Source organism: Streptomyces sp. NPDC059454 (assembly GCF_042749965.1).
Taxonomy (GTDB): Bacteria; Actinomycetota; Actinomycetes; order Streptomycetales; family Streptomycetaceae; genus Streptomyces.
Map to the genome: position 1 here is coordinate 1 of NZ_JBHYVC010000089.1, position 22486 is coordinate 22486.

Annotated in this window: 19 protein-coding genes and 8 pseudogenes; 11 read left to right on the forward strand and 16 right to left on the reverse strand. The window is 68.8% G+C overall.

The genetic code is table 11. The annotated features are described in order from the left end of the window. Positions 1 to 164: 164 nt before the first annotated feature. The 3 pseudogenes from ACFXAE_RS34195 to ACFXAE_RS34205 form a co-directional block, all read right to left on the reverse strand. Positions 165 to 1084, reverse strand: a pseudogene (locus ACFXAE_RS34195) (IS3 family transposase); the annotation flags it as partial. A gap of 86 nt (positions 1085 to 1170) precedes the next feature. Then, positions 1171 to 1722 (reverse strand): annotated as a pseudogene (locus ACFXAE_RS34200) (transposase); the annotation flags it as partial. Between the two features lie 7 nt (positions 1723 to 1729). Continuing rightward, positions 1730 to 2472 (reverse strand): annotated as a pseudogene (locus ACFXAE_RS34205) (integrase); the annotation flags it as partial. Between ACFXAE_RS34205 and ACFXAE_RS34210 the strand changes: the two are divergent. Then, complete coding sequence (locus tag ACFXAE_RS34210) at positions 2426 to 2572, forward strand: hypothetical protein (RefSeq protein ID WP_384722927.1); 147 nt, start codon at positions 2426 to 2428, stop codon at positions 2570 to 2572. The pseudogene ACFXAE_RS34205 and the gene ACFXAE_RS34210 overlap by 47 nt on opposite strands. A gap of 21 nt (positions 2573 to 2593) precedes the next feature. On the opposite strand, the gene ACFXAE_RS34215 is transcribed toward ACFXAE_RS34210, so the two are convergent. After that, positions 2594 to 3166: a TetR/AcrR family transcriptional regulator gene (locus ACFXAE_RS34215; protein WP_384722930.1), complete on the reverse strand. Its 573-nt coding sequence runs from the start codon at positions 3164 to 3166 to the stop codon at positions 2594 to 2596. A gap of 86 nt (positions 3167 to 3252) precedes the next feature. Between ACFXAE_RS34215 and ACFXAE_RS34220 the strand changes: the two genes are divergently transcribed. The 3 genes from ACFXAE_RS34220 (at position 3253) to ACFXAE_RS34230 (ending at position 6435) form a co-directional block, all read left to right on the forward strand. Then, positions 3253 to 4131: an SDR family oxidoreductase gene (locus ACFXAE_RS34220; RefSeq protein WP_384722933.1), complete on the forward strand. Its 879-nt coding sequence runs from the start codon at positions 3253 to 3255 to the stop codon at positions 4129 to 4131. Between the two features lie 80 nt (positions 4132 to 4211). Further along, positions 4212 to 5741: an FAD-dependent monooxygenase gene (locus tag ACFXAE_RS34225; protein WP_384722936.1), complete on the forward strand. Its 1530-nt coding sequence runs from the start codon at positions 4212 to 4214 to the stop codon at positions 5739 to 5741. A gap of 364 nt (positions 5742 to 6105) precedes the next feature. Further along, on the forward strand, positions 6106 to 6435 hold the full coding sequence (locus tag ACFXAE_RS34230) for a hypothetical protein (RefSeq protein WP_384722939.1): 330 nt from the start codon (positions 6106 to 6108) through the stop codon (positions 6433 to 6435). On the opposite strand, the gene ACFXAE_RS34235 is transcribed toward ACFXAE_RS34230, so the two are convergent. The 3 genes and pseudogenes from ACFXAE_RS34235 to ACFXAE_RS34245 all read right to left on the reverse strand — a co-directional run bounded on the left by ACFXAE_RS34235 (position 6393) and on the right by ACFXAE_RS34245 (position 7685). Continuing rightward, positions 6393 to 7112, reverse strand: coding sequence for a DUF4238 domain-containing protein (locus ACFXAE_RS34235; protein ID WP_384722942.1), 720 nt, complete (start codon positions 7110 to 7112; stop codon positions 6393 to 6395). The two genes, ACFXAE_RS34230 and ACFXAE_RS34235, sit on opposite strands and share 43 nt — an antisense overlap. After that, a pseudogene (locus ACFXAE_RS34240) lies at positions 7086 to 7193 on the reverse strand (IS5/IS1182 family transposase); the annotation flags it as partial. The gene ACFXAE_RS34235 and the pseudogene ACFXAE_RS34240, both read right to left, overlap by 27 nt. A gap of 9 nt (positions 7194 to 7202) precedes the next feature. Further along, complete coding sequence (locus ACFXAE_RS34245) at positions 7203 to 7685, reverse strand: MarR family winged helix-turn-helix transcriptional regulator (RefSeq protein ID WP_384722945.1); 483 nt, start codon at positions 7683 to 7685, stop codon at positions 7203 to 7205. Between the two features lie 93 nt (positions 7686 to 7778). Between ACFXAE_RS34245 and ACFXAE_RS34250 the strand changes: the two genes are divergently transcribed. Continuing rightward, complete coding sequence (locus tag ACFXAE_RS34250) at positions 7779 to 8663, forward strand: alpha/beta fold hydrolase (RefSeq protein ID WP_384722948.1); 885 nt, start codon at positions 7779 to 7781, stop codon at positions 8661 to 8663. A gap of 278 nt (positions 8664 to 8941) precedes the next feature. Next, the gene (locus ACFXAE_RS34255; protein ID WP_384722951.1) at positions 8942 to 9730 is read left to right on the forward strand and encodes a transposase family protein; all 789 of its coding nucleotides are present in this window, start codon (positions 8942 to 8944) and stop codon (positions 9728 to 9730) included. 66 nt (positions 9731 to 9796) lie between these two features. On the opposite strand, the gene ACFXAE_RS34260 is transcribed toward ACFXAE_RS34255, so the two are convergent. Continuing rightward, positions 9797 to 10609, reverse strand: coding sequence for an SDR family oxidoreductase (locus tag ACFXAE_RS34260; RefSeq protein ID WP_384722954.1), 813 nt, complete (start codon positions 10607 to 10609; stop codon positions 9797 to 9799). Between the two features lie 52 nt (positions 10610 to 10661). Here ACFXAE_RS34260 and ACFXAE_RS34265 point away from each other — a divergent pair, with 52 nt between their 5' ends. Next, on the forward strand, positions 10662 to 11123 hold the full coding sequence (locus tag ACFXAE_RS34265) for a MarR family winged helix-turn-helix transcriptional regulator (protein ID WP_384722956.1): 462 nt from the start codon (positions 10662 to 10664) through the stop codon (positions 11121 to 11123). 36 nt (positions 11124 to 11159) lie between these two features. Here ACFXAE_RS34265 and ACFXAE_RS34270 read toward each other — a convergent pair whose 3' ends face one another. Both ACFXAE_RS34270 and ACFXAE_RS34275 read right to left on the reverse strand, forming a co-directional pair. Further along, on the reverse strand, positions 11160 to 11999 hold the full coding sequence (locus tag ACFXAE_RS34270) for an IS5 family transposase (RefSeq protein ID WP_384722959.1): 840 nt from the start codon (positions 11997 to 11999) through the stop codon (positions 11160 to 11162). Between the two features lie 248 nt (positions 12000 to 12247). Further along, positions 12248 to 13117 carry an IS5 family transposase gene (locus ACFXAE_RS34275; RefSeq protein WP_384722961.1) on the reverse strand — a complete coding sequence of 290 codons (870 nt, stop codon included), beginning with the start codon at positions 13115 to 13117 and terminating at the stop codon, positions 12248 to 12250. 463 nt (positions 13118 to 13580) lie between these two features. On the opposite strand from ACFXAE_RS34275, the gene ACFXAE_RS34280 reads away from it, so the two are divergent. Then, entirely contained in the window at positions 13581 to 13703 is a 123-nt protein-coding gene (locus ACFXAE_RS34280; RefSeq protein ID WP_384722979.1) for a hypothetical protein, read from the forward strand. Positions 13704 to 13926: 223 nt separating this feature from the next. Here the strand turns inward: ACFXAE_RS34280 and tpg are convergent. Further along, positions 13927 to 14408 (reverse strand): annotated as a pseudogene (gene tpg / locus ACFXAE_RS34285) (telomere-protecting terminal protein Tpg); the annotation flags it as partial. 263 nt (positions 14409 to 14671) lie between these two features. Then, positions 14672 to 15928 (reverse strand): serine hydrolase domain-containing protein, encoded by a 1257-nt coding sequence (locus ACFXAE_RS34290; protein WP_384722964.1) that lies wholly within the window; start codon positions 15926 to 15928, stop codon positions 14672 to 14674. A 356-nt stretch (positions 15929 to 16284) separates the two neighbouring features. Between ACFXAE_RS34290 and ACFXAE_RS34295 the strand changes: the two genes are divergently transcribed. Further along, positions 16285 to 16794, forward strand: coding sequence for a hypothetical protein (locus ACFXAE_RS34295; RefSeq protein WP_384722967.1), 510 nt, complete (start codon positions 16285 to 16287; stop codon positions 16792 to 16794). A gap of 7 nt (positions 16795 to 16801) precedes the next feature. On the opposite strand, the gene ACFXAE_RS34300 is transcribed toward ACFXAE_RS34295, so the two are convergent. After that, the gene (locus tag ACFXAE_RS34300) at positions 16802 to 17200 is read right to left on the reverse strand and encodes a hypothetical protein (RefSeq protein WP_384722970.1); all 399 of its coding nucleotides are present in this window, start codon (positions 17198 to 17200) and stop codon (positions 16802 to 16804) included. After that, a complete protein-coding gene (locus ACFXAE_RS34305; RefSeq protein ID WP_384722973.1) occupies positions 17197 to 18051 on the reverse strand; it encodes an IS5 family transposase in 855 nt (284 codons plus the stop codon). Before ACFXAE_RS34305 ends, ACFXAE_RS34300 begins: the two co-directional genes overlap by 4 nt. Before the next feature lie 101 nt (positions 18052 to 18152). On the opposite strand from ACFXAE_RS34305, the pseudogene ACFXAE_RS34310 reads away from it, so the two are divergent. Next, positions 18153 to 19427 (forward strand): annotated as a pseudogene (locus ACFXAE_RS34310) (IS1380 family transposase); the annotation flags it as partial. 208 nt (positions 19428 to 19635) lie between these two features. Here the strand turns inward: ACFXAE_RS34310 and ACFXAE_RS34315 are convergent. Next, a pseudogene (locus ACFXAE_RS34315) lies at positions 19636 to 20405 on the reverse strand (transposase). A 126-nt stretch (positions 20406 to 20531) separates the two neighbouring features. Here ACFXAE_RS34315 and ACFXAE_RS34320 point away from each other — a divergent pair. Beyond that, the gene (locus ACFXAE_RS34320; protein ID WP_384722976.1) at positions 20532 to 21827 is read left to right on the forward strand and encodes a hypothetical protein; all 1296 of its coding nucleotides are present in this window, start codon (positions 20532 to 20534) and stop codon (positions 21825 to 21827) included. 139 nt (positions 21828 to 21966) lie between these two features. Here ACFXAE_RS34320 and ACFXAE_RS34325 read toward each other — a convergent pair. Beyond that, positions 21967 to 22486: pseudogene (locus ACFXAE_RS34325) on the reverse strand (integrase core domain-containing protein); the annotation flags it as partial.

A 22486-nucleotide genomic window follows, 5' to 3' on the forward strand; every position in this document is an offset into this window, starting at 1 on the left:
GATCAGGCCGGCCAGGCGAGCGCATCGCCGGCCTCAGCGCCCGGTCAGCACGCCACTGCCGCCGAAGTCGCTCGGGCGCGTCGCCGGTCTTCCTGCTCCAGTCCTCCGTAGCAATCTTGAACACCTCCGAAATCAAGGTGTTGCGACGACCGATTGAATCCGCCCTGGGCGCCCCTGTCGGTGTGGAAGACGACACCGTTCACCCGGCCGCCGCGGGCTGCCACGGCCATCTCGATCGCGTCGATGACCAGCGAGGTGCGCATGTGGTCCGCGATCGACCAGCCCACCACCCTCCTCGAGCAGATGTCGATCACCGTGGCGAGGCAGAGCCACGTCGTGCCGACGGCTATGCAGGTGATGTCGCCGCACCACCTGGTGTTCAGGGTGTCGGCGGTGAAGTCGCGCATCACCAGGTCCGGCGCGGGCGGCGCGGTCCTGTCCGCGACTGTCGTCCGTTTCTTCTTCCGCAGGTGCCGGCCGACGATGTGGTTGACCCGCATCAGCCGGGTCACGCGTTTGCGGTTGATCCTGTGCCCTCTCACCCGCAGCTCGGCATGGACGCGCGGGGCGCCGTAGGCACCATGGTGCTCGAGGTGGATAGAGCGGATTTCGTCCACGGTCCGCTTCTCCTCGGCCTGGCGCTCGGCGCGGGCGGGCTCGGTGGCCAGGTGGCGGTAGCAGCCGGCGCGGGATGCCCCGAGCACCCGGCAGATCCGCTTGACGCCGAATTCGGCGCGGTTGTCGGAGATGAAGATCCAGCGGCAGGGTGTCACTTCATCTCCCGGGCGAAATACGCGGCTGTCCGGCGCAAGATTTCGCGCTCGAGGCGCCACTCCTGCTCGGCTTTGAGCAGCCGGGCATTCTCCGCCCGCAACCGGGCCGGCTCCTCCACCTCGCTGCCGCCCGCGTCGCGGCGTCCAAGCACGGCCCGGGCTTCGTCCTTGCGGACCCACGTCCGCGGCGACTCCGCGGTGATACCGAGATCCGCGGCCACCGCCGCGTACGTCCGCTTCCCGGCCGCGGCACGGTAGAGCGCTACCGCGTCCTTTCTGAACTCCTCCGGATACGGAGACTTGCGTCCCACCTGGACATCCCTCCCTGGACCGTCAAGATCCATTGTCAAGGTGTCCACTCCAAGGGATCAGCCTCAGTCGAGGACCTGGTAGAGGGTCAGGCCGGTGTGTGGGCTTTTGGGTCGAGCCGCCGGAGGGTGAGGAAGGCCTGGGCGGCGGTGACGAGGGTGACGTGATGGTGCCAGCCGCGCCAGGTGCGGCCCTCGAAGTGGTCCAGTCCCAGGCCGTGCTTGAGTTCGCGGTAGTCGTGCTCGATGCGCCAGCGCATCTTCGCCCACCGCACCAGGTCGGCGACCGGTGTGGTGACGGGCAGGTTCGATATCCAGTAGCCGGTCGGAGCGTCCTGCAGGTCCGGCCACTCCACCAGGAGCGTCCGGGCGGGCAGGACACCGTCCCACCGGTTGCGGCCGCCGCCCGCCTCCTGGGCCGCGGCCAGGGACTGTTTGCCTGTGGGCCGGACCTCCAGCACCGCGAAGCGTGAGGTCATCGCGCCCTTGCTGCGCTGTCGCCAGGTCACCTCGGTGAACTGGCAGGCACCGGCCTGTGCGACGAGGACGGCGACGGCTCGCGGTGGGGTGCGATAGCGGGACAGTGTGGGCGGACCGAGCCCGCCATAAGCGGGCTGGTGCGGCCGGGCATTGTCCGGGTGTGCAACTTCCTTCGCGGTCCCGGATCGGGAACCGCGCCCGGCGGTCGACATCCTCCGGGCCCATGACGGAATTCCTCGTGGCCTGCGCCACTCACGAGGCCGTCGGGTGCGCGGTCGCGCCCAATCCGGATCCGTCGGCCGGCGTGCTCGATCACGGCGAACACCTACGGTCGTGTCCTGGTCAAGGGGGACCGTCTCGAAGAAGTCGCAGGCCGGCAGCGCGTCGGCCTGGGAGCGCAGGAAGCCGGCCCACGTGCAGGAGGTCCGCTGGGGCGCCGGGTCGATCCCGGCCTCCCGCAGGATCTCCCAGACCGTGGAGGCGGCGGCCTTCACGCCCGGCACCAGCAGCTCGCCGTGGAGGCGCTGGTAGCCCCGCGTGGGATTCTCCCGTGCCAGGCGCAGCACCAAGGCGCGGATGGAGCACACGGTGCGGGGCCGGTCCGGGCGCTTCGGCCTGGACTCGGCGGCGTGGCGGCGGGCGACCGGGTCGCGGTGCCAACGGAGCCCCGTGTCCGGCCGCACCAGCAGCCTGCGCAGCACGTTCCGCGGCAGCCGGTACAGCAGCGCCGTCGGGAAAGCCCGGTCGCTCGGGCTGAAGCACGCCCTCTCCTTACCGAGTTGGCGCTCCAGCGCCGGCAGTCGGTGGCGCAGGGCGAGGATCTCCATGTCCTTGTCCCGATCGCTCATCGGTAGTAGGCGCAGCATGGCGAACGTGTTCGCCATGCCCAAGCAGGCCAGTCGCAACAGCACGGTTGGTCATCATGCCGCGTTGATCGACAGCCGCGCGACGGCACAGACTCGACCGACCGCACTCGACATCCCGCACACCAGCTCCGACCAGGGCGGGTGAGGTTATCGGCAAGCGCAGGGTTCAGTCGAGGGAGGAAATGGCCGCGTGCAATTCGCGGAGTTTCAGGCGGAGCAGTGCGGTCAGTTCCTGATCGCACGCGGGATCGACCCAGCACGCGTAGGCGTCGGTGAAGGCGAGGACGCCCAGCCAGGCGGCTAGCCCGGCCGCCGGGTCGGCGATGCCGCGCCGGCGCAGCGCCAGCGTCATGGCGTCGACGAAGGAGTGGTGCTTGAGTGCCTCCCGCTCCCGCAGGTCGCTGTTGCTCTCGACGACGGCGCGCAGGGCGGGGCCGATCGCGCGCAGCTCGGGGGTGAAGTTGCCCGCCGCCGCCTCCAGGCCGGCCGCGACGGCGCTCAGCGGCGTCGCCTCATCGGGCGCGGCGTCGATCCCGCCTGCCAGCAGTTCGCACAGCGCGTCCTGGCCGGCGAAGAGCACTTCCCTCTTGTCCGGGAAGTGCCTGAAGAAGGTGCTCTTGGTCAGGCCGGCCCGCTGGGCGATCTGCACGACGGTGGTGTTGTCGTAACCGTGCTCGTCGAACAGTTCCACGGCGGCGCGTACAAGTCGTTCCCGCGCTTGCGGCTCCCAGCGGCTCATGCGCCCAGGATAGGCGATGGGACTTGGTCCCGTCACCGTGCTACGTTGACGGGACCAAGTCCCATCACTGTGGAAGAGAGCGACTCATGCGCGTTTTCGTCACCGGCGCCTCCGGCTGGATCGGTTCCCCCGTCCTGCGCGAACTCCTCGCCGCCGGACACCAGGTCGTCGGCCTCGTCCGGTCGGACTCCTCGGCGCGTGCCGTGGCGGCGGCCGGGGGCGAGCCGGTCCTCGGCGACGTGGCGGACCTCGACGCCGTGGCCGCACTGGCCCGCGGCGTCGACGGCGTCATCCACCTGGCCTTCGACCACGACTTCTCCCGGTTCGAACAGTCGGTGAAGGAGGAGGGGGAAGTGCTCGGGGCACTGGGGGCGGCGCTGGCCGGTTCGGGAAAGCCCCTGGTGGTGGCGTCGGGAACCCCGGCGGAACCCGGCGTTCTCGCCACCGAGCGCAGTGAATCCGCCGGGGACGGTCCCGCCGCGGTGCGCGTGGCGAACGCCCGCGCCGTGCTCGACCTCGCCCGGCACGGCGTCCGGTCCTGCGTGGTACGGCTGCCCCGGTCCGTGCACGGTGAGGGCGACGCCGGTTTCATCGCCCAGCTCGTCGCCATCGCGCGCAGGGACGGCGTTTCCGGTTACGTCGGCGACGGATCGCAGCGCTGGCCTGCCGTGCACGTACTCGACGCGGCCCGGCTGTTCCACGCCGGACTGGAGGACGCCCCCGCCGGATCGGTCCTGCACGCGGTCGGCGACGAAGGCGTACCCATCCTGGCCGTCGCCCAGGCCATCGGCAGGCACCTCGGTCTGCCCAGCGCGTCGCTGCCCGCCGAGAGACTCGGCTTCCTCGGCGGCCTCCTCGCCGTCGACCAGCCGGCCTCGAGCGCCTACACGCAGGACCTGCTGGGCTGGTTCCCCCGCGAGCCCGGACTCCTGGCCGACCTGGAGGCCGGCCACTACTTCCGCTGACCGCCGCCGATGGCACCGCTTTCGTTTTCACGCGCACGGCCAAAACCGGCGCATGCGCCAACAGACATGGAGCAGCACTGGTGAATGAGTTCGTCACCGAAGACCCCGACGTGGTGATCGTGGGAGCAGGCCCGGTCGGTCTGATGCTGGCCGCCGAACTGCACCTGTCCGGCGTGCGGCCCCTGGTGGTCGACAGCGCGCACGAGCGCGCCCGGGAGCCCAAGGCGGGCGGCATCGTGGGACAGGTCGTGAGGCTGCTCGACCACCGCGGCCTGTACCAGCGCATCACCGGGGACACCGAACCACCCCGGCCGCTGGAGGCCTACCTCTACGGCGGGATGACACTGCGCCTGCACGACTGGCCGGAGAACCAGCTGTACGGCTTCACCGTCCACCAGTGGGACCTGGAGACACGGCTGGAGGAGCGGGCGCTGGAGCTGGGCGCCGAGATCCGCCGCGGCAGCGAGCTGGTCGGTTTCGAGCAGGACGCGGACGGGGTGACGGTGCGGCTGACCACGGGCACGGTGCGCACCCGGTACCTGATCGGGTGCGACGGCGCGCACAGCAGGGTCCGCAGACAGGCGGGCATCGCCTTCACGGGAACGAGCAGTCCGTATCCGCTCACCTACGCCGCGGACGCCGTGCTCTCCGACGAGCACCTGGCGGAGCTGACCGGCGACCACTCCACCCCCGTCGGCCTCACCTACCGGCGGACCGAGCACGGCGTGTTCGCCTGCGTCCCGGCCGGTCCCGGCACGCACCGGGTCGTGACGATGGAGTGGGGCAGGCCGGAGGAAGACGAGCCCGTCACCTTCGACCAGGTCCGCTCGGCGGTGACCCGCGTGACCGGCCGAGAGGTGTCGATGCGCCGGCCGACCGGCACCGGCTCGCACCTGCTGCGCTGCCGGAAGGGCACCAGTTCGCGCCTGGCGGAGCACTACCGGCGGGGCCGGGTCTTCCTGGCGGGCGACGCGGCACACGCGCATTCCTCGGTCGGCGCACCGGGTCTCAACCTCGGCCTGCAGGACGCGGCCAACCTCGGCTGGAAGCTGGCCGCCGAGCTGGCCGGCTGGGCGCCGCCCGGCCTGCTGGACACCTACCACGCCGAACGCCACCTGGCCGGACGCAGGGTGATGAGCTCCAGCAGGGCGCAGTCGGCACTGCTGGCCCCTGGGGCCGACGTCACCGCACTGCGCGAAGTGCTCGGCGACCTGCTGGCGGACCCCGCGGCGCCCCGCCGGATCGCCGCGATGATGTCGGGCTCCGACGTCGTCTACCCGTCCGCCGCACCAGGCGGGCACCCGTCGACGGGCAGGTGGGTTGCCGACCTCCGGGTGAACGCCGACGGCGGCTCCGTGCGGCTGGCGGAGCGGGCGCGCCACGGCAGGCCGATGCTGCTGTGCCCGCCGGAGGCGGACACGCTGGCGGACACGGCCTCGCCCTGGTCCGGCCGGGTGGACCTGCTGACCGTCACCGCCGCACCTGGGGCCCCGCCACGCGAGACGGTCCTGGTCCGCCCCGACGGGTACGTGGCGTGGGCAGGCACCGAACCCGCCGAACTCGCCGCAGCGCTGCGGACGTGGTTCGGCCCGCCGTCCCGGCACGTCTGACGATCACGTCATGACGCCGGGCGGGCGCACCCTGCCCGTCCGGCGTCGTGACCGGCCTCGGGTGGACCAATGGCTGCAGTACGGAGAGGATGTCACCGCACTCGATCTGCGAGACCTGTGCCGCCGTGGAATCCCCACGGTCGGTCACCCTCTGCACGAGGGACGCGGCGAGTGGATAGAGACCTTCCAGAACGACACTGCGGCCTTCCTCGAAGGGAAAATCCCGGCCTGACGCCCGCCGATCGCCTGCCACGACGTCGCTGCGCCCGGTCCAACGAGGAGGCGCCACGAGACGCAGGCGAGAGGGACCGCGTGCCCAGGCACTGCAGTCGCGGCCCCTGGTCACCCGTACAGAACAGGCACAATGGTCGGTTACGCCTTCCCCTGCACGCCCGAGTACCAGTACGGCGAGCTGCTCCCCGAAATCCCCGAACACGTTCGCGCGGGCCGTCTCATGGGCTTGTACGAGCTTGCCGTCATTCCGGCTCAGGCCCAGGGCATTGGCTCCCGCCTTCACCCTGCGCTCCTCAAGGACATCAACCCGGACCACGTCTCGCTCCTGATCCGCCCGGACAACACCGACGCGCAGTTTGTACGACCGTCTCGGCTACACCTACGCGGGCCCGTACCGCACGTGCCCGGTGGCCCGGTCTACGACCTCCTGCTTCTCGAGCTCGACGCCGACGCGCGGTAGGGGCTCACGCGGTCCGCTCGCCACCGCCTCGCCGTCTCCCTCGCGAACGTCTCCAGCCTCCTGCTCCGAGGATGCATGTAGACGTAGCGGTCGGCAGCACGGATCTGCACGGGGTTGATTTTGTCCATGAGAGTCCGGGGGATGGTGTCGACTATGTTCTCCCTTCCCAGGGCCAGCAGATGGCGGGGAGTGATGGGCAAGACGATGGAGTGCGCGTCACCGAAGGCCATGTTGTACGACCAAGGCGTGATGTCCGTGCGCACGGACACCGCCGGATTGTTACCGACCAGGAACTGCCCACTGACTGGCGTCAGCACCTCCAAGGGCCATTTCGACGCCATGGCACGCACCTTATTGAACATGCTCTCGATGCTGGTGCGAAACAGCGCGCCTGTCCCGAAATCCTGGGTGACCTCGGACTGCTCGACGAGACGCACGGCGAAGGCATCGAGGGAACCTGAACCGGCCAGGTGCAGCCCGGTCTGCCGCAACGCCTCACGGCGCAGCGGCTCCGGGAACAGCTCGACGAGCTCACTGCGGACCTTCACGCGCACAGTCTCGAACGCCGTGGTGTACACATCGCGATAGCGGTGTGACCGCACATAGTGAACTTTTCTCGGTAACGCTTCGTGACGCGTTGTGATCTTGGTGGTGCGGCCGTGTTCAAGCTGGAGCACGACGAGGGCGGCGCGGGCGATCCGGGTGGTGGCCGCAGGGTCGAGGCCGACCCGGCGTAGGGCCTTGAAGGCGACCTTCAGCCCGCGTTGTCAGATCGCCTCACCGAGATCCCCGCCGAGTCGTGCGAGGCCCTCCGTGCCCGCCGGCCGGTTCTTGGTGAGCTGGGCCAAGTGCGCTTCGAGGGCATCGAGCTGCTCGGCTCCGATCTGCGCCGCCCAGCGGTCACGCACCTCGGTGAAGAGCGTCGCGCCGAGAGTCGTCATGTCGTGGCCGCGGGCCGTGACGCGAAGTCGCTTGACACGTGCGTCGCTTGGGTCGGTCTCCCGCTCGACGTATCCGAGTCGCTCGAGGGCGGCGATCGTCTTGGCGGCGGCCTGCTTGGACACCGACAACCGGCGGCCGAGTTCCGTGGCCGTGTCCGCTCCCTCCTCGATGGCGCGCAGGGCGAACTCGTGGGATGCGCGCACGCCTTCGTGTCCGCGGCTCGCCAGTTCGCCGACTACGTCGTCCACCATCGACTGGAAGCCGCCGAGCAGCAGCAGCGCAAGCTCAGCGCCTGGTGACCGTGTCATAAGGCGCATCATACGAGAATCCCGCCGGGGTCGACAACCTGGTTGTCGACCTATAGGCTGGCAACCAGGTTGTCGATCAAATGGAGGAAACCAATGGCCCCCACGCCCCCCGGCGCCACCCTTCCGGCCCTCGAACACCACCGCGTCAGCCTCAACGGCACAGAGCTTCACTACGTCTCGGCGGGAACCGCCGGATCCCCCGTCATGCTGGTCCATGGCTTCCCGGAGACCTGGTGGGTCTTCCACAAGCTGATCCCCCTGCTCAGCGCGCACCACCGCGTGTTCGCTCCCGACCTGCGCGGTTTCGGCGACTCCGCCACCGCCACCGAAGAGCACGACAGCGCGACCGCGGCCCGGGACCTGAGCGAACTGATCACTCTGCTCGACCTCGGCCCCGTTCACCTGACGGGTCAGGACATCAGCGGTCCCACCACCTTCCGTGTCGCGGCCGCACACCCCGACCTGGTGCGCAGCTATACGGCGATCGAGACCGGCCTGCCCGGGTTCGGCCTGGAAATGCTCGCGGACGTCACCCACGGCGGCGCCTGGCACATCGGCGTCCTCGCCGCCCCCGGCATCCCGGAGATGCTGCTCACCGGACGAGAGCGCGCATTCCTCTCCGAGTACGCCCTGCCCTCCCTCAGCGCCACCCCTGGCGCGTTCACCGACCAGGACATCGACGAACTCACCCGCTCCTACACGCGACCCGACGCGTTCAAGGGTGCGGCCGGGCTCTACCGGTCGATGCTCCGCGAAGGCGAGGAAATCCGAGAACTGGCCTCCGGGCAGCTCACCATGCCCGTGCTCGCCATCGGCGGCGGGTCGGGAGACTTCACGCCGGCGACGCTACGCCAAGTCGCCAAGGACGTGAGTTCCGCATCGCTCGACGGCATCGGCCACTACGCGGCGATGGAAGCACCCGAACGGCTCGCGAACGCCCTCCTCGCTTTCTACCGGAAAATCGACAGCCCGGAATAACCCCCGGACCCAGCCCCTGAGCACGGAACAGCGCGCCTACGGAGGCAGAGCGCCCTTCATCGTGTGAGCAACGCGGTCACACGATGAGGTTCAGGCGGGCGGCGCCGATTCGACAGCGCCGCGAGACCGTTGGGTCCTTTTCGGGAACATGATGGTTGCGGTGCGTGACCGTGGGCGATCACTGGGACCGAGAGTGGTGATCTGGCGTCAGATACACGTGAAGCCCCTGGCAGGAACGGGTCTGCGAAGATCAAGTTCCGTAAGACCAAAGGCTTCATGTGCCCTCCAGTATCACCTGCACCGCCGTCCTCGACGTCAGCAGGACCACCGCCGAGTTCCTCGCCCGGCTCCTCCAACAGCACCGCGAGCGGCTCGGCACCCGCAACAACACCCGCGCCCTGGGCCCTTTCAAGCAGGCGGTGCTCATCCTGCGCTGGTTCGTCGACGGAACCCGCGTCACTCAACTCGCCCGCGACAACGGCGTCTCCGCACCGACCTCCTACCGCTACCTCCACGAAGGGCTGACCGTGCTCGCTGACCACGCGCCCGACCTGGCCACCGCCCTGGAGCGAGCCGTCGCGGCTGGCTACACCCACCTCAACCTCGACGGCACCGTGATCCGCACCGACCGCGTTGCCGCCCCCGGCCCCAACGGCACCGACCTGTGGTGGTCCGGCAAACACAAGCACTACGGCGGGAACGTACAGGTCATCTCCGCCCCGGACGGCTGGCCGATCTGGATCTCTCCGGTCCGCCCGGGCCGCGAGCACGACACCACCCGCGCCCACGGCCTGGGCATCCCCACCCTGACCGACCTCGGCTACGAGAACACCGGAGGCGGCTTCTGGCACCCAGTCAAGAAGCCCAGGGGCAGTGAACCCGCCGAGCATGGAAAGGCGTTCAACGCCGTGATCCGAGGCGTCCACGTCGTCGCCGAACGCGCCAACGCCCTGCTGAAGGTCACCTTCAAGGCCCTACGCCGGGTCAGCCTCGACCCCGCGGCCATCGCCCGGATCGCCCGCGCCGCCCTCGTCCTTCTCCAGCTCGAACACGGCCGCACCACCTGAACGAAGATCACAACGCGTCACGAAGCGTTACCGAAAAGAGTTCAGTGGCCGGATATGTCTCGCATGTTAGCTTTTGAGCGTGCCGCCGAACTCCTCCGGGAGCAAGTCGGCCTGCGCGGCACCACTCTTGAGCAGACCAACGATGGCATCGGCGACGTTCTTGGGTGAGTGTGGCACCAACCCGCTGGCGGTTTCCATCCGACGTGCCCCTTCGACGTCACCGCGGACCGTTCCGACGAACTCGGTCTCGGTGATCGAGGGGAACATCATTGACACGGTGATGCCTTCGCCTGCGAGCTCCGCGCGGGCGATGGCCGTGAGCTTTTGCAGGGCGGCCTTGGAAGCGGAGTACGCGCCGGACCCGGGCAGGGTGGACCAGACAATGCCGGAGCCCACGTTTACGATGGCTCCGGCCGCCTGCTTACGCATATGCGGAAGGACCGCCTGCGTCATCATCAAGGGTGCGACGAGGTTGAGCTCGAGGATACTTCGGAAGTCGTCGAGATCGATAGCGTCGATGCTGGCCTGGAGCCCTTGACCTGCGCTGTTCACGAGGGCGTCGATTTGTCCGAACTTCTGGATCGTTGCCTGCACGGCTTTCTGGACTTGCGTCCGGTCGGTCACGTCACAGGGAACAGCTATGGCTACGGGCTGGCCAAGTTCCAGGGCAAGCCGCCGGATGTGCTCCTCGCGGCGGGCGATGAGCGCTACCCGCGCGCCGGCCTCAGAAGCGGCCCGTGCAGTAGCAGCTCCGATGCCCGATGACGCTCCAGTCACGAGCACTACGGATCCGTTGATGTCCATGGGAAGTATCCTCATGTGCGAGTAGGGAATGGTTGCGTGCAGCGCGGTCGCGATCTGCAGCCGAGCGACCGCCATCCCTTGTATCCTATCAGGTGATAGCTGTTACTTGATAGGAGACCCTCGCGCCATGAGAGATGATGTCCACGCATCGAGCTTGCATGAGCTGGCCGACCTGATCTTCGCTGTGAGTCGGCAGCTGCGACCCCCGACTGACCCTGCCTTCGAGCCGTGCACGCCGATTGAGATCAGTGTCATGCGGTTCATCAATCGCAACCCTGGCGCCTCTGCCCGGGCGGCGGCGGAAGCAGCGCTGCTTCCATCGAGCAACTTCAGTCGCGTACTGCGCGGCTTGGAGAAGCGAGGCCTTGTGAACCGCGTCACAGACGACCGCAACGCTCGAGGTGTGCGCCTGTACCCCACCGAGAAGGCCAACCAGAATCTCCAGCGCCTACGCGACAATTGGGACCGAACTCTTCGCGGCATCGTCGATGACCCCGCTACGATCAAGATCGTCAACGCCACGCTGCGGCGAATCGAGGACGAACTCGTAGCTCGGCACAGCAAAGACGGCTCCCAGCCCGCTTTCTGAGGGGGCGTTCGAAGTGGGCAACTTGCCGTTTACGTCCTAGTGCGTTCCTCGCCGGGTGGGTGTCGTCTCGTCCGTTATGCGCCTGGTGAGGTTGTCGAGCGAGGCGATGTGGATCATGGCCTCGGAGCTGGCGGTGAGGGTCTCGTAGTCGCGGGCGAGGCGGCGGTGCATCATGGTCCAACCGATACTCCGCTCGACCACCCAGCGCCTTTTCACGACCTGGAAGCCGCGGGCCTCCGGGTTCCTGTTGACGACTTCGACGTCGATTCCGAGGCGGGCGCCGTGCTCGACGACGGCGTTCTTGAAGCCGGTGTCGACCCAGCTCTTGGAGATGGTGGGGTACGTCTCCTTCGCCTGGTCGAGGAGGCGGATTCCCAGGGCGTTCTCCGACAGGCCGGCGGCGGTGACGGTCACGGCGAGTATGAGGCCGATCGTGTCGGTGAGGATGCCGCGCTTCCTGCCGACGGTCTTCTTCGCGGCGTCCGTTCCCTGGCTGGTCACGGGCACGTTGGTGGAAGTCTTCACGATCTGGGTGTCGGTCACGGAGGCGGTCGGTTCGGGCTTGCGCCCTTCCTTCACGCGGGCCAGTCCGGTCAGGTCGTAGTTGAGCTGGGCGAGGATTCCTTCGTCGCGCCAGGCTGCGTAGTGGGCGTGGACGGTGGCGTGGTTCGGGAAGTCATGTGGGAGGTATTTCCAGGGGATTCCGGTACGGTTCACGTAGAGGATCGCGTTGAAGACGTCCCGTAAATCGACTTTGGCCGGCTGCCCGGTTGGTCTGCGGTCGAGCCGGGCTTTTCTCCAGGCCGCCAGCGTCGGCTCGATCAGGGCCCATCGGGCGTCGGACAGGTCGCTGGGGTATGGCTTGCGCTCGCTCACGACGTAGCGTGATCACGGGTGAGGCGGAGTGCTCGGTTCCGCTGTTCATTGGGCGATTCCGCGGCAACTTCAAACCAGACGGACTTCAAGGTGTAGAAGCGAACGAGACGGATGACCGAGCATCCATCGTGGAGAGCGTCATTCGCTGCCTATGGGATGAAGGCCCTCAAAGCGGGTCAGGGGCGAGAGCCGCATATAGGTCTTGACCTGTATAAACGCCCTCTGAGAGGTCGTTTTCGCCCGATGCTTCATCCCGGAATCGGCTGTTTGGTCTGTGGTGTCGGGTCGCGCCAGGAGATGGTGTTCTCGCCGGTGAGGCGGCGGGCCATAAGGTCGGTCATGGCGAGGTGGACCATGGCTTCGGAGCGGGTGGGCAGGCTTTCATAGTCGCGGGCGAGGCGGCGGTGGAGCATGAGCCAGCCGTAGGTGCGCTCGACCGCCCACCGCTTCGGGATCGGGGTGAAGCCCTTGGTCCCGGGTGTGCGTGCGCTGATCTCCATGTCGATGCCGAGGGTGGCGGCATGTTCGACGAGGTGCTGGCGGTAGCCGCCGTCGACCCAGGCCTTGCGGATGCCGGGGTGCTCGGCGGCGACCTGGTCCAGGAGACGGGTGCCGTCCACGGAATCCTGCACACTTGCCGCGGTGACCAGCACCGCGAGCAGGAGTCCGAGCGTGTCGGTGACGATGCTCCGCTTGCGTCCCACGATCTTCTTCCCGGCATCGGTGCCCTGGCCGGAGGCGGGGACGCTGGTGGAAGTCTTGACGCTCTGGGCGTCGATCACGCAGGCCGACGGCTCGCCGTCCCGTCCTTCCTTCTCCCGTAGAAGTTTCCTGAGCAGACCGTTGAGCTGGGCGAATACGCCGTCCTGCTGCCACTTGGCGAAGTAGCCGTAGACCGTGTTCCAGTGCGGGAAGTCGTGTGGGAGGTAGCGCCACTGGACCCCGGTGCGGTCCACATACAAGATCGCGTCCATGATGTCGCGCAGGTCATGTTCCGGCGGCCGGCCGAAGTCCAGGGCCCTGCCGCGGCGCTCGAAGCGCCAGGCGGAGAGCACTGGTTCGATCAACTCCCAGCGGGCATCGGACAGATCACTCGGATACGGGCGTCGCATCGGCATGCTTCCGGCGTACCGCCGCGGACCGAGTGCGCCCAGGCGCACAGCGACGCCAACGGAAGCACGCGGCCGCGAAGACCGGGCGTCCTGGGATGAGACAGGCACAAGACACTTCCCGCTTCACCTGTCACCCCATCTGACCAGCAAAAATCAGCCCGCATCTCCAGCAGCACGAGCACCACAACCCGGCGGCCTGAAAACCGCTGGATACACGGGCAGTCCAGGCGAAAACGACCTCTGAGTAGGTGTTTTTCTTCCTGACGCTTGGGATGACTGTGCTGCGGCCGTTGAGGCCACCGTGCGGTCGGCGAGACCGGTGGCGGCGCGGAGTTCTCCCTTGGGACCTATCAGGCGCGGGTGCGCTCCCGCACGAGCCGCAACTCCCGTACAACCAGACCTTTGTTTCACGCATCTGAATCAGTGACCGTCTCGAGCGGTACCACATACCGACGATCAGGAGGAGAAAGTGCGCAAAGCCGTACTCGGCGTGCTCGTGGCACTGGCAGCGGTGCTCGCCGTAACACCCCTCGCCGGCGCCGACCAGACGGACACCGTCGCCTGCTGCGGCGGCATGCCCGGCCACCCGTGATGGGCGATCGCTGACAGCTCGGCGGATGAGGAGCCGTCAGTTCACTGGCGGGCCCGTTCTCCCTTCGTTCGGTACCGGCGGCCGGGCGGTAGCCGCCCGCATGGTGAAGGGCGCAGTTCGCTTTCCGTGGTCGTGCTCCGCGACTGTCGTCACCGACGTTGACCACCTCGAATCCGACCTGTGAATTGCGGGGCCGGAGGCCGGATTCGCTCAGTAATTCGACTTCCAGGCCGTGGGGGCGGCGGCCGCCGTCGCGGAAGTACACCTCGCCGAGCGCTTCGGCGGCGAGGGTGCGCAGCTGCTGTTCGCCGGCGCCGGCGTCCTGGGCGTCGAAGAGACGGGCCGCGTACTGTGGGCAGGGCCGGAGTCAGATAACGGATACGAGCGTCGTCGGTGGTGCCGGGCGCGGCGGTGAATCCGAACCGGGCGCGGCGGTGAATCCGAACCGGGCGCGGGTATCGATGACAAGCCCGGTGGTGGTGGCGGCTTGGCGGCGGGCGCGTTCGCGGACGCGGGGCTGCCAGCGGGCCGTACGTCGCGGGCCGGGCGCTGGGCAAGGGTCGGCGTGGGGCCGGCGGCGCGCCGTGGCGGAAGGCAGGACACGATCCGCCCCGATTCCCGGCTGCGCCTCCACCACGCTCCGCCCGTCCCTTCCCCTGGTCCTGATGGGAAGCCGAGCGGTGGGGGCGCGGGGCGGACAGGCATCGGGGGGGGTACCTGCCCGCCTCGCGGGCGATGGCCCACACGGGGGAGAGGGCCTCGCGGAGCCGTGGACACGGCCCGCCGGTGACAGCGCACCGGATGGCGAAGTGTCTCACCCACAATGACCCGCCTACCATCGACTCGCCCAGGGACGCTTCACACAGGGCCAGTTTGGACTGGGATATGGCCCGTTTGCAGCATCGGTACGGTCTGCCGTCGGCTATCGAAGAAATCAAGCGGTGTCTTCTGCGGGTGTGCGCCCCTGGTCACCTGCGCTTCCGGTCGCCGCACACCGCCCGGTCCAGCAGGCGGACCGCGGCCTCCGCCTGCTTCAGGAAGCGCTTCTCGTCACCGAAGCGCGTGGTGAAGACAGCGGCCGCGGCCGACACCCGGCCATCGGGCGTGACGGCGGTCTCGGAGGCGGTGCCGAAGGACGTGCCGCCGTGATACCAGATCCCGCCCCCGCAGCCCTCGGCCGGGCGCCAGGCGAGGCCGAGGCCGTAGCGGGTCCTGCCGTCGGTGGCGTAGCCGGGCGCCGGGACGGTGGTGCGCATCTGCTCCAACTGCTCCGGCGGCAGCAGCCGGCCGCCCATCAGGGCGCGCAGAAAGGTGTTCATGTCGCGGGTGGTGCTGATGATGCCGCCGTCCGCGCCGCCGCCCACGGCCAGCGTGGTGTCGGTGAGGTCGTCCCGGCCGGGGAACTGCGTGTACCCGGCGGCCGTCGGCATCGGCACGTACGGCGAGGTGTCCGGTATCAGCGTGCGGCGCAGCCCCAGCGGCTCGATGATCCGGTCGTGCACCTCCTGCGCCCAGGGGTTGCCGGTGGCCTTCTCGATGACCATCCCGAGCAGCACGTAGTTGGTGTTGGAGTACGCCCATTGCGTCTCGGCGCCCGGATCGTCCGCGTCCGGCAGCCAGCCGGGGGCGTGCTCCATCGCCACGGCGACCTGCTCCTCGGGGGTCTGTGAGCGGAACCGCTGTGCGTGGAAGCGCTCGGGCGTCAGCTCCGCCGGGTCCTCGAAGGCGATGTCCGTGTAATTGGCCAGGCCGCTGGTGTGCTGGAGCAGGTTGCGCAGGGTGATGCGGCTGCCGTCGTTGCCGTTGCCGGCGACCACCCCGGGCAGCCACTGCTCGACGGTGTCGTCCAGGCTCAGCGTGCCCTCGCCGACGAGTTGGAGCGCGGCCACGGCCGTGAAGGTCTTGGTGTCGCTGCCGATGCGGTAGTAGGCGTCGAAGGGCACCCGGCCTCCGTCCTTCAGGCTCGCGGTGCCGGACCGGGCCTGCGTCTCGCGCCCGGCCGCGTCCCGGGCGAGCACCGTCAGCCCGGTGGCTCCCGTGTCCCGTACCGCGTCCGCGTCCCGCTGCAGCCGCGACCGCGCGTCCCCGCCGCCGGCACCCATGGCCTCGGCCGTGGTGCCCGGCCCGAGAAGCGATGCGGTCCCGATTGCGGCGACCCCGGCCACGGCCAGCCCCGCACGCCACCGTCCGGACCGGCCCCACCGCGCACTCTTCGTGATCTCCATGGCCAGAACGCTACGGAGGGCCGGCGCCGCGGACCATCCGGCTGGCTGCCCGGACGGGGGTGGTGCTGGCCCCCCTACCACCCGGCGGCCACCGTCCTCCTTGCCGCACCCCCCTGCTGATTGTGCCGGTGAGCCGGGGCCTGGCCGGCCGCCGGGTTCGAACAACCACCGCCCGGCCACCCGTCATGACCTGGGCAGAGTCCTGGCCACCGGCGAGGCATACAGCCGCCCCGCCCACCACAAGAAGGGCACCAAACCGCGGCGCACCGAGGAGCGGCAAACTTGACGGCCTGGGCCATGTGCAGCGGGCACGAGGCCAAAGGATTTCACGGGGTACGTCGGTGGATCTCAGCTCAGTGATCATCGCTGTCGCAGGCGTCGCAGGAACCCTGGGAGGGGCGCTACTCACTCAGCGCGGCTCCGAACGAGCCAAGCGCCTGGAGATAGAGCTCGTTCGAGACCATGAGGAGGTCCGCGAGGCCCGTTCGCTGCGACGCACCTGCTATGTGGAACTCAACCGGGATGCTCGGCAGTTCACCACCGCACTCAACCGCCACCTGCACGTCATGAGGGAACGAGGCGCGGAGGACGCCGACAGCGACGCACTCGAGGAAGCGAAGAACGCGCACCGGGATCGATACTCCGAAGCACAGATGATCGCCCCCGAAGAAGTACTCAGGCGAGCGAGTGTCGTCAACCAAGCCCTGAACAAGGTCTACGGCCAGGTCAAGCGTCTCGAACGCGGTGCCCCCGAACCAGGCGAAACGATCGAGTCCGCGGCCCAGGCCCAGTATGAGATCTGGGAGATGCTCCGAACTATGAGAACCGCTATGCGCCACGACCTCGGTGTGTCGCATGAAGATTGAGTGGACGTTAAGTCCGTTTCTGGTAGCGGCCTCGTCCGGGTTGGGTGAGGAAGCCTTGTCGGGTGAGGCGGCCCAGTCGGCTGCGGGTGATGTTGACGGATGCCTCGTCGGTGGGCATGCCGAGGAGTTTGTGCAGCTCACGGGCTCGGAACTCCTGGTCGGGATGCTGGTTGAAGGCGTTCACGATGGCCTGGTAGGCCGTGCTCGCCTCGGATGCGTCGGGATCGGTTCCTGCAGGAGCAAGCTCCGTGATGACCTTGCGGGTGGTGGCCAGGTCCGTGAGTCGCGCTTCGGTCTCGGACAGGGCGGCGGTGAGGTGCTCGATCTGGCTCCGTAGCTCTGCGGCCCGGGCGGAGGTCTCGTCCTGCTGCGCCTGAGGGCCGGCCAGGAGTTCGGAGACGTTCACGCGGCCAGCTTGAGGGTGTCGCGCCAGGTGGGGGTTGGGGTGGTGAGGCGGCGGGCCATGTTCGCGGTGGAGGCCCAGTAGACGCGTGAGGCAGAGGTGTCGGGCCGGTGGTCGTACTCCCGGGCCAGACGCCGGTGCAGCATCAACGTGCCGTTCGTCTGCTCCACCACCCATCGCTTCGGCTGCGGGACAAAGCCCTTGCCCTGGTCGGCAGGGTCGCGGCGGACGACCTCGACCTCGATGTCCAGCAGGGCGCCGTGGATGACGACTTCGTCCTTGAAGCCCTGGTCCACCAGGGCCTTCTCCAGTCGCATCCCGCACCGCTCGGCGGCCTGGTCGAGCAGGGCGGTGCCGGCGGCGTTGTCGTGCGCGGAAGCGGCCAGGACAACGACGCCGATGATCAGCCCCAGAACGTCGACGGCCAGTCCCCGCTTGCGCCCCGAAACCTTCTTGTTCGCGTCCAGCCCCGTCGTGGTCTTCGGGACGCCCGCCGCGGCACGGACCGACTGAGTGTCGATGACCACGAGGGACGGGTCCTCTAATCGGCGGGCCTTCTCCCGCACCTGGCAGCGCAGGAGTTCCTGGATCCGCTGGTCCAGCCCGTCCTCACGCCACAGGCCGAAGTAGTAGAACACCGCCGACCAGGCGGGGAAGTCGTGCGGCAGGAGACGCCACTGGCAGCCCGTCCGGTTCTGATAGAAGATCGCGTTCACGACTTCCCTCAGCTCGCAGGACCCTGGATCCCCGGTCGCCGACCGCGCCACCCTGTCCTGCTTCCAGGCCGTGATCATCGGCTCGATCAACGCCCACTGCTCGTCCGATAAATCGTTGAGGTACGGCTCTCTCTTCACGCCCCGCATCTCAACATGGACATGCCCACCGGTCATCCCATACGGCGATCGTTACCACGATCGAGCGATCACGAACTGAGGAAGATCGGACTTAACGCCCACTCAGGTCGCTTCGGCCGCGCGGGACCGGGCATGATCCGGGCCGGGTCGCCACGGACCTTGCGGTGATGCTCGCCGACGGTGGTGAGGCGATCGCGGATCTGGCCGTGCTGCGGGACCAGGCAGGGGTGTTCGGCCCGGTCGCCTCCACGCCCACGGCCTGGCGGTTGCTCGCCGACACCGACGAAACTGCACTCGCCTCGCTGCGGACGGCCCGCGCCTCAGCCCGGGAAGTCGCCTGGATGCAGGCCGCCGGGACCGGCGCGGGCATACCCGCTGCTCGGGCCGGCGGACGAGAACTTTCCGGCCTGGTTTTGGACCTCGACGCCACGCTGGTGACCTGCCACTCCGAGAAAGAGCAGGCCGCACCCACCTACAAGGGCGGCTTCGGCTTCCACCCGCTGCTGTGTTTCCTCGCGAACACCGGCGAGGCCGTGTCGGGGCGGCTGCGGCCCGGGAACTCCGGAGCCAACACCGCCGCCGATCACATCACGGTGCTCGACCAGGCGCTCGCGCAAATCCCCGACGCTCACCGGCACGGCACCGACATCCTCATCCGCGCCGACAGTGCCGGATCCGCGAAAGCCTTCCTCGCCCATGTCCGCGACCTGTGGAAACGAGGAATCCGTACCTTCTTCTCCGTCGGATACGCCATCACCGAGCCGGTCCGCCGAGTTGTCCGGACCATGCCCGACCGCCTCTGGCATCCCGCCCTGGACCAGGACGGGACGCTGCGTGACGGTGCCGAGGTCGCCGAGCTGACCGGCATGGTCGACCTGGCCGGCTATCCGGTCGGCACCCGCATCATCGTGCGCCGCGAGCGGCCGCACCCCGGAGCCCAGCTGTCCCTGTTCGACCAGGACGAGGGCCTGCGCCATCAGGTGTTCCTCACCGACACGCCCTACTCCGGGGGCGGATCCGCCCAGTTCCTGGAGGCCCGTCACCGCGGGCATGCCAGCGTTGAGGACCACACCCGGTGCGGCAAGACCACTGGCTTCGGCCGCTTCCCCTCCCGCGACTTCAACGTCAACGCCGTCTGGCTCGAACTCAGCCTCGCGGCGATCGATCTGCTGGCCTGGACGCGCGTCCTGCTGCTGGACGGGGAGCTGGCCACTGCCGAGCCGAAGAAGCTCCGCTACCGGCTGCTGCACGTCGCTGCCCGCCTCACCCGCGGCGGCCGACGCCTGCGCTTGCGGATATCGGCGACCTGGCCCTGGAGAACCGAACTGGCCACGGCCTTCCGTCGCCTCGCCGCACTGCCCCGTCCCGTCGGCTGACCGGCAGGCCCCTGACCGCCCACGACCCGAAAGACCCTGGAGAACCCGACCACCGCGCCGGGTCTCCACCATGTCCCAACACCGAAAACGCGTCAGCCACCCGGCAGTTGCCCCTCAACGACGCCTCATCGCCCCAACCGAAACGGCGAGGCTAAGCGTTGTCCCGTAAATGATCTACGGCGTGCCGGTTGACCAGCGTCGTTGTCTCTCATCCGGCGAGGGTGAGGTTGTGCAGGCGGGCGATGCCGAGCATGGCGTGGTGGACGCCGTCGCCTTTGAGGCGGCAGTCGCGGAGGATCTTCCAGGTCTTCATGCGGGCGAGGGTGTGCTCGACGCGGGCGCGGACTTTGCGGTGTGAGCGGTTGTGCTCTTCCTTCCAGTCCGGGAGTTGGCTCTGCCCGGGGCCACGGCGGTGCGGGATGACCAGGCCGGTGCCGCGGTAGCCGCCGTCCGCGATCACCGTGGTGTGGCCCACGGCGTCCTTGGCTCCGGACAGCTCCCATGCCTTGCAGTCGTTGCGGTTGCCGGTGACCGGCCGGCCGACGGCGACGACGAGCCGGGGTCGGCGTCGATGACGACCTGGTGGTTGGTGGAGTACCGGTGGTTCTTGGACTGCTCGGCGACGGTGTGGTCGCGGGTGGGGACCAGGGTGCCGTCCACGATCAGCACGGTGTCCTTGCGGAACCGCCTGCGCTGCTGGAGCGCGAGCGCGGGCCCGAGGTGGTCGATGATGCGGTCGGCCGCCGACTTCGACACCCCGAACAAGGGGGCCGGCTGGCGCAGGGTGAGGTTCGTGCGCCAGTACGCGGCGACCAGCAGGACCCGGTCCTCCAGCGGCAGGCTCCAGGGCCGGCCCTTGTGCACCGGATCCGCACCCTCACGCCGCAGTGCGGTGATGAGCTTGCCGAACCGGCGCGGGCTCAGCCCGGTGAACGGGGCCATCCAGGAGGGCTCCGACGCCGTGATCACACCAGCCACGGCAAGATCATCTCACCTGTGACCAGCAGTTACGGGACAACCCTTAGCTACGCTAAGACCGGCACGGCGCCATGTCAGTGCCGTGCCGTAGGTTGCCGGGTGTCAGGCGTTCTCGGCGGCGAGGGGATGAGGGTGCGCAGGCCAGTTGAGGGCGAAGTCCACGTGCACTACGGCCAGATCTATGTCGAGAGTGACCCGGACAGTTTTGGCCCGGACCTTCAGGAATCTTTTGCCGGGCAGAGGGCCGGTCTGTGCGGGGCCGCGGTACCGGGCGCGCTGTGGTTGTCGACCGGGCTGCACACGGGCAGCGTCGGCTTCACCGTCGAGGTGCACGACCAGGCCCCGCTACTGGACCCGGCGTGGGAGGACGTCGTGGAGGCGTCCTTCCGTCCTGTCTCGGCCGGCAGCGCTCTCGTGCAGTGGGCGGGGGAGGCCTCCTGGGACCTCGACCTGGAAGAGACGGACTACCGGGTGCGCTACTGCGCCCAGGGCATGGACGAGGCACACCGCCAGGACACCCGGCTGGACGACGAGCCGCAACTGGACCGCTACCTGCTGCAGTTCTGGCCCGCTCCGCCCGCACCGGACCGCGTCCTGAAACAGACCTCGGCGATGGCCGCGTACTGGCACGACTACGCCCGTCGGCAGCCCGCTCCGCCCACACCGGCCGAACGCGCCGAAGCCGAGCGTCAGGCCCGCCTCGCGCAGGAACAGGCCGAGGAAGAACGCAGGCTCGCCCACGAGCGGTGGCAGTGGGGCGGACGATCGCCGAGCCGCGCCCTGCGCGAGGTCGGTGGCAACGTGCGCGGCCTGCTCGCCTTCGACCCGGCCCTCGTCCACGCCATCGATGCCGCCACGCCCGAGACCCAGCGGACAACAGCGCTGCTGGCCGCACGCCGCGCCTGTGAGGCGGCCGGGCTCACCGACCTCGACTGGATCGCCGCAGGGCTTACCGCCCTGGCCGAGGGCCGCCCGCTGCCGCCGCCCCTCGACGACCCGGCCCAGGCGTGGCGGGCCCTGGAAGCAGACCCACGAGTCCCCGACAGAACCGTCGCCCGGGCCGTCCCGCCCAAGCGGCCCCCCTTCCAGCCGCCCGCCCACAGCGACGCATACACGCCGATGCCCGAGCCCGCCTCGCTCCCGCGGATCACAGGCCCTGCGGCCGCCCTGGTGAAGCCGCCGGACCGTGCCGCACCACCGACACCGCAGCCCGGGGAAGCGGCGCCGTACACGGTGAGGGTCACGTTCGGCGAGCCGGACCCGTCCCTGCGGATGTCCCAGCCCCACATGGCCCTGCCCGCGCTGCTCGGCGCCGACCCGCTCCAGGCGGCCCTGGACGCGGTGTACGCGGCCGTGGCCGCCTACGGTGAGGACTACCAGACACTCCTGCAAGAGATCCGGTCCGCCTGCCAGAAGTTGTGAAGGAACACCGGCCGCGACCCCGTGCCGCCGGTTCCAGGCCCCTGGGACTGCCCCGCAATGATCGGAGAGCTGAATCAGCCAGTTCAGCGTTTGGCTCCTCGGGTCAGCCTGCGCCTGCCGAGAAGCTCATCCGCCCAGTTCAGGCGGCATGTCGATACTCGTGGAGGATGCCGCCGAGTCGTTGGCGTCGTCGTATGTCGAGGTGGATGATCTGCTCCGGATCGCTGATCGGCCTCGGCAAGGGGCGTAGCGGGCGGGCGTTGGCGATGCCTTGATGGGGCCGGTGGGAGTTGTAGAAGTCTTCGAACTCGCTTAGCGCGTGGAGCAGGTGTCGCTGGTTCCAGATCAGGGTGCGGTCCAGCAGCTCGCGCCGACAGGTCTGCACCCACCGTTCCATGATCGAGTTCATGCGCGGCATCCGTACTGTGCTGAGTACTACCTCGATCCCTGCATCGTTGAGGACGGTGTCGAACAGGGCGGGAAACTTTCCGTCCCGGTCCCGGATCAGGAACCTCAACCCGGCAGCTGGCGTCTTCGAGGTCCATGACGGGATTCTTCGCGACTTGCGTCACCCAGGATGCGGTGGGGTGCGCAGTGGCGCCGAGGATCCGGATCCGGCGGCTGGCATGCTCGATCACCGCGAACACGTACAGGCGCGA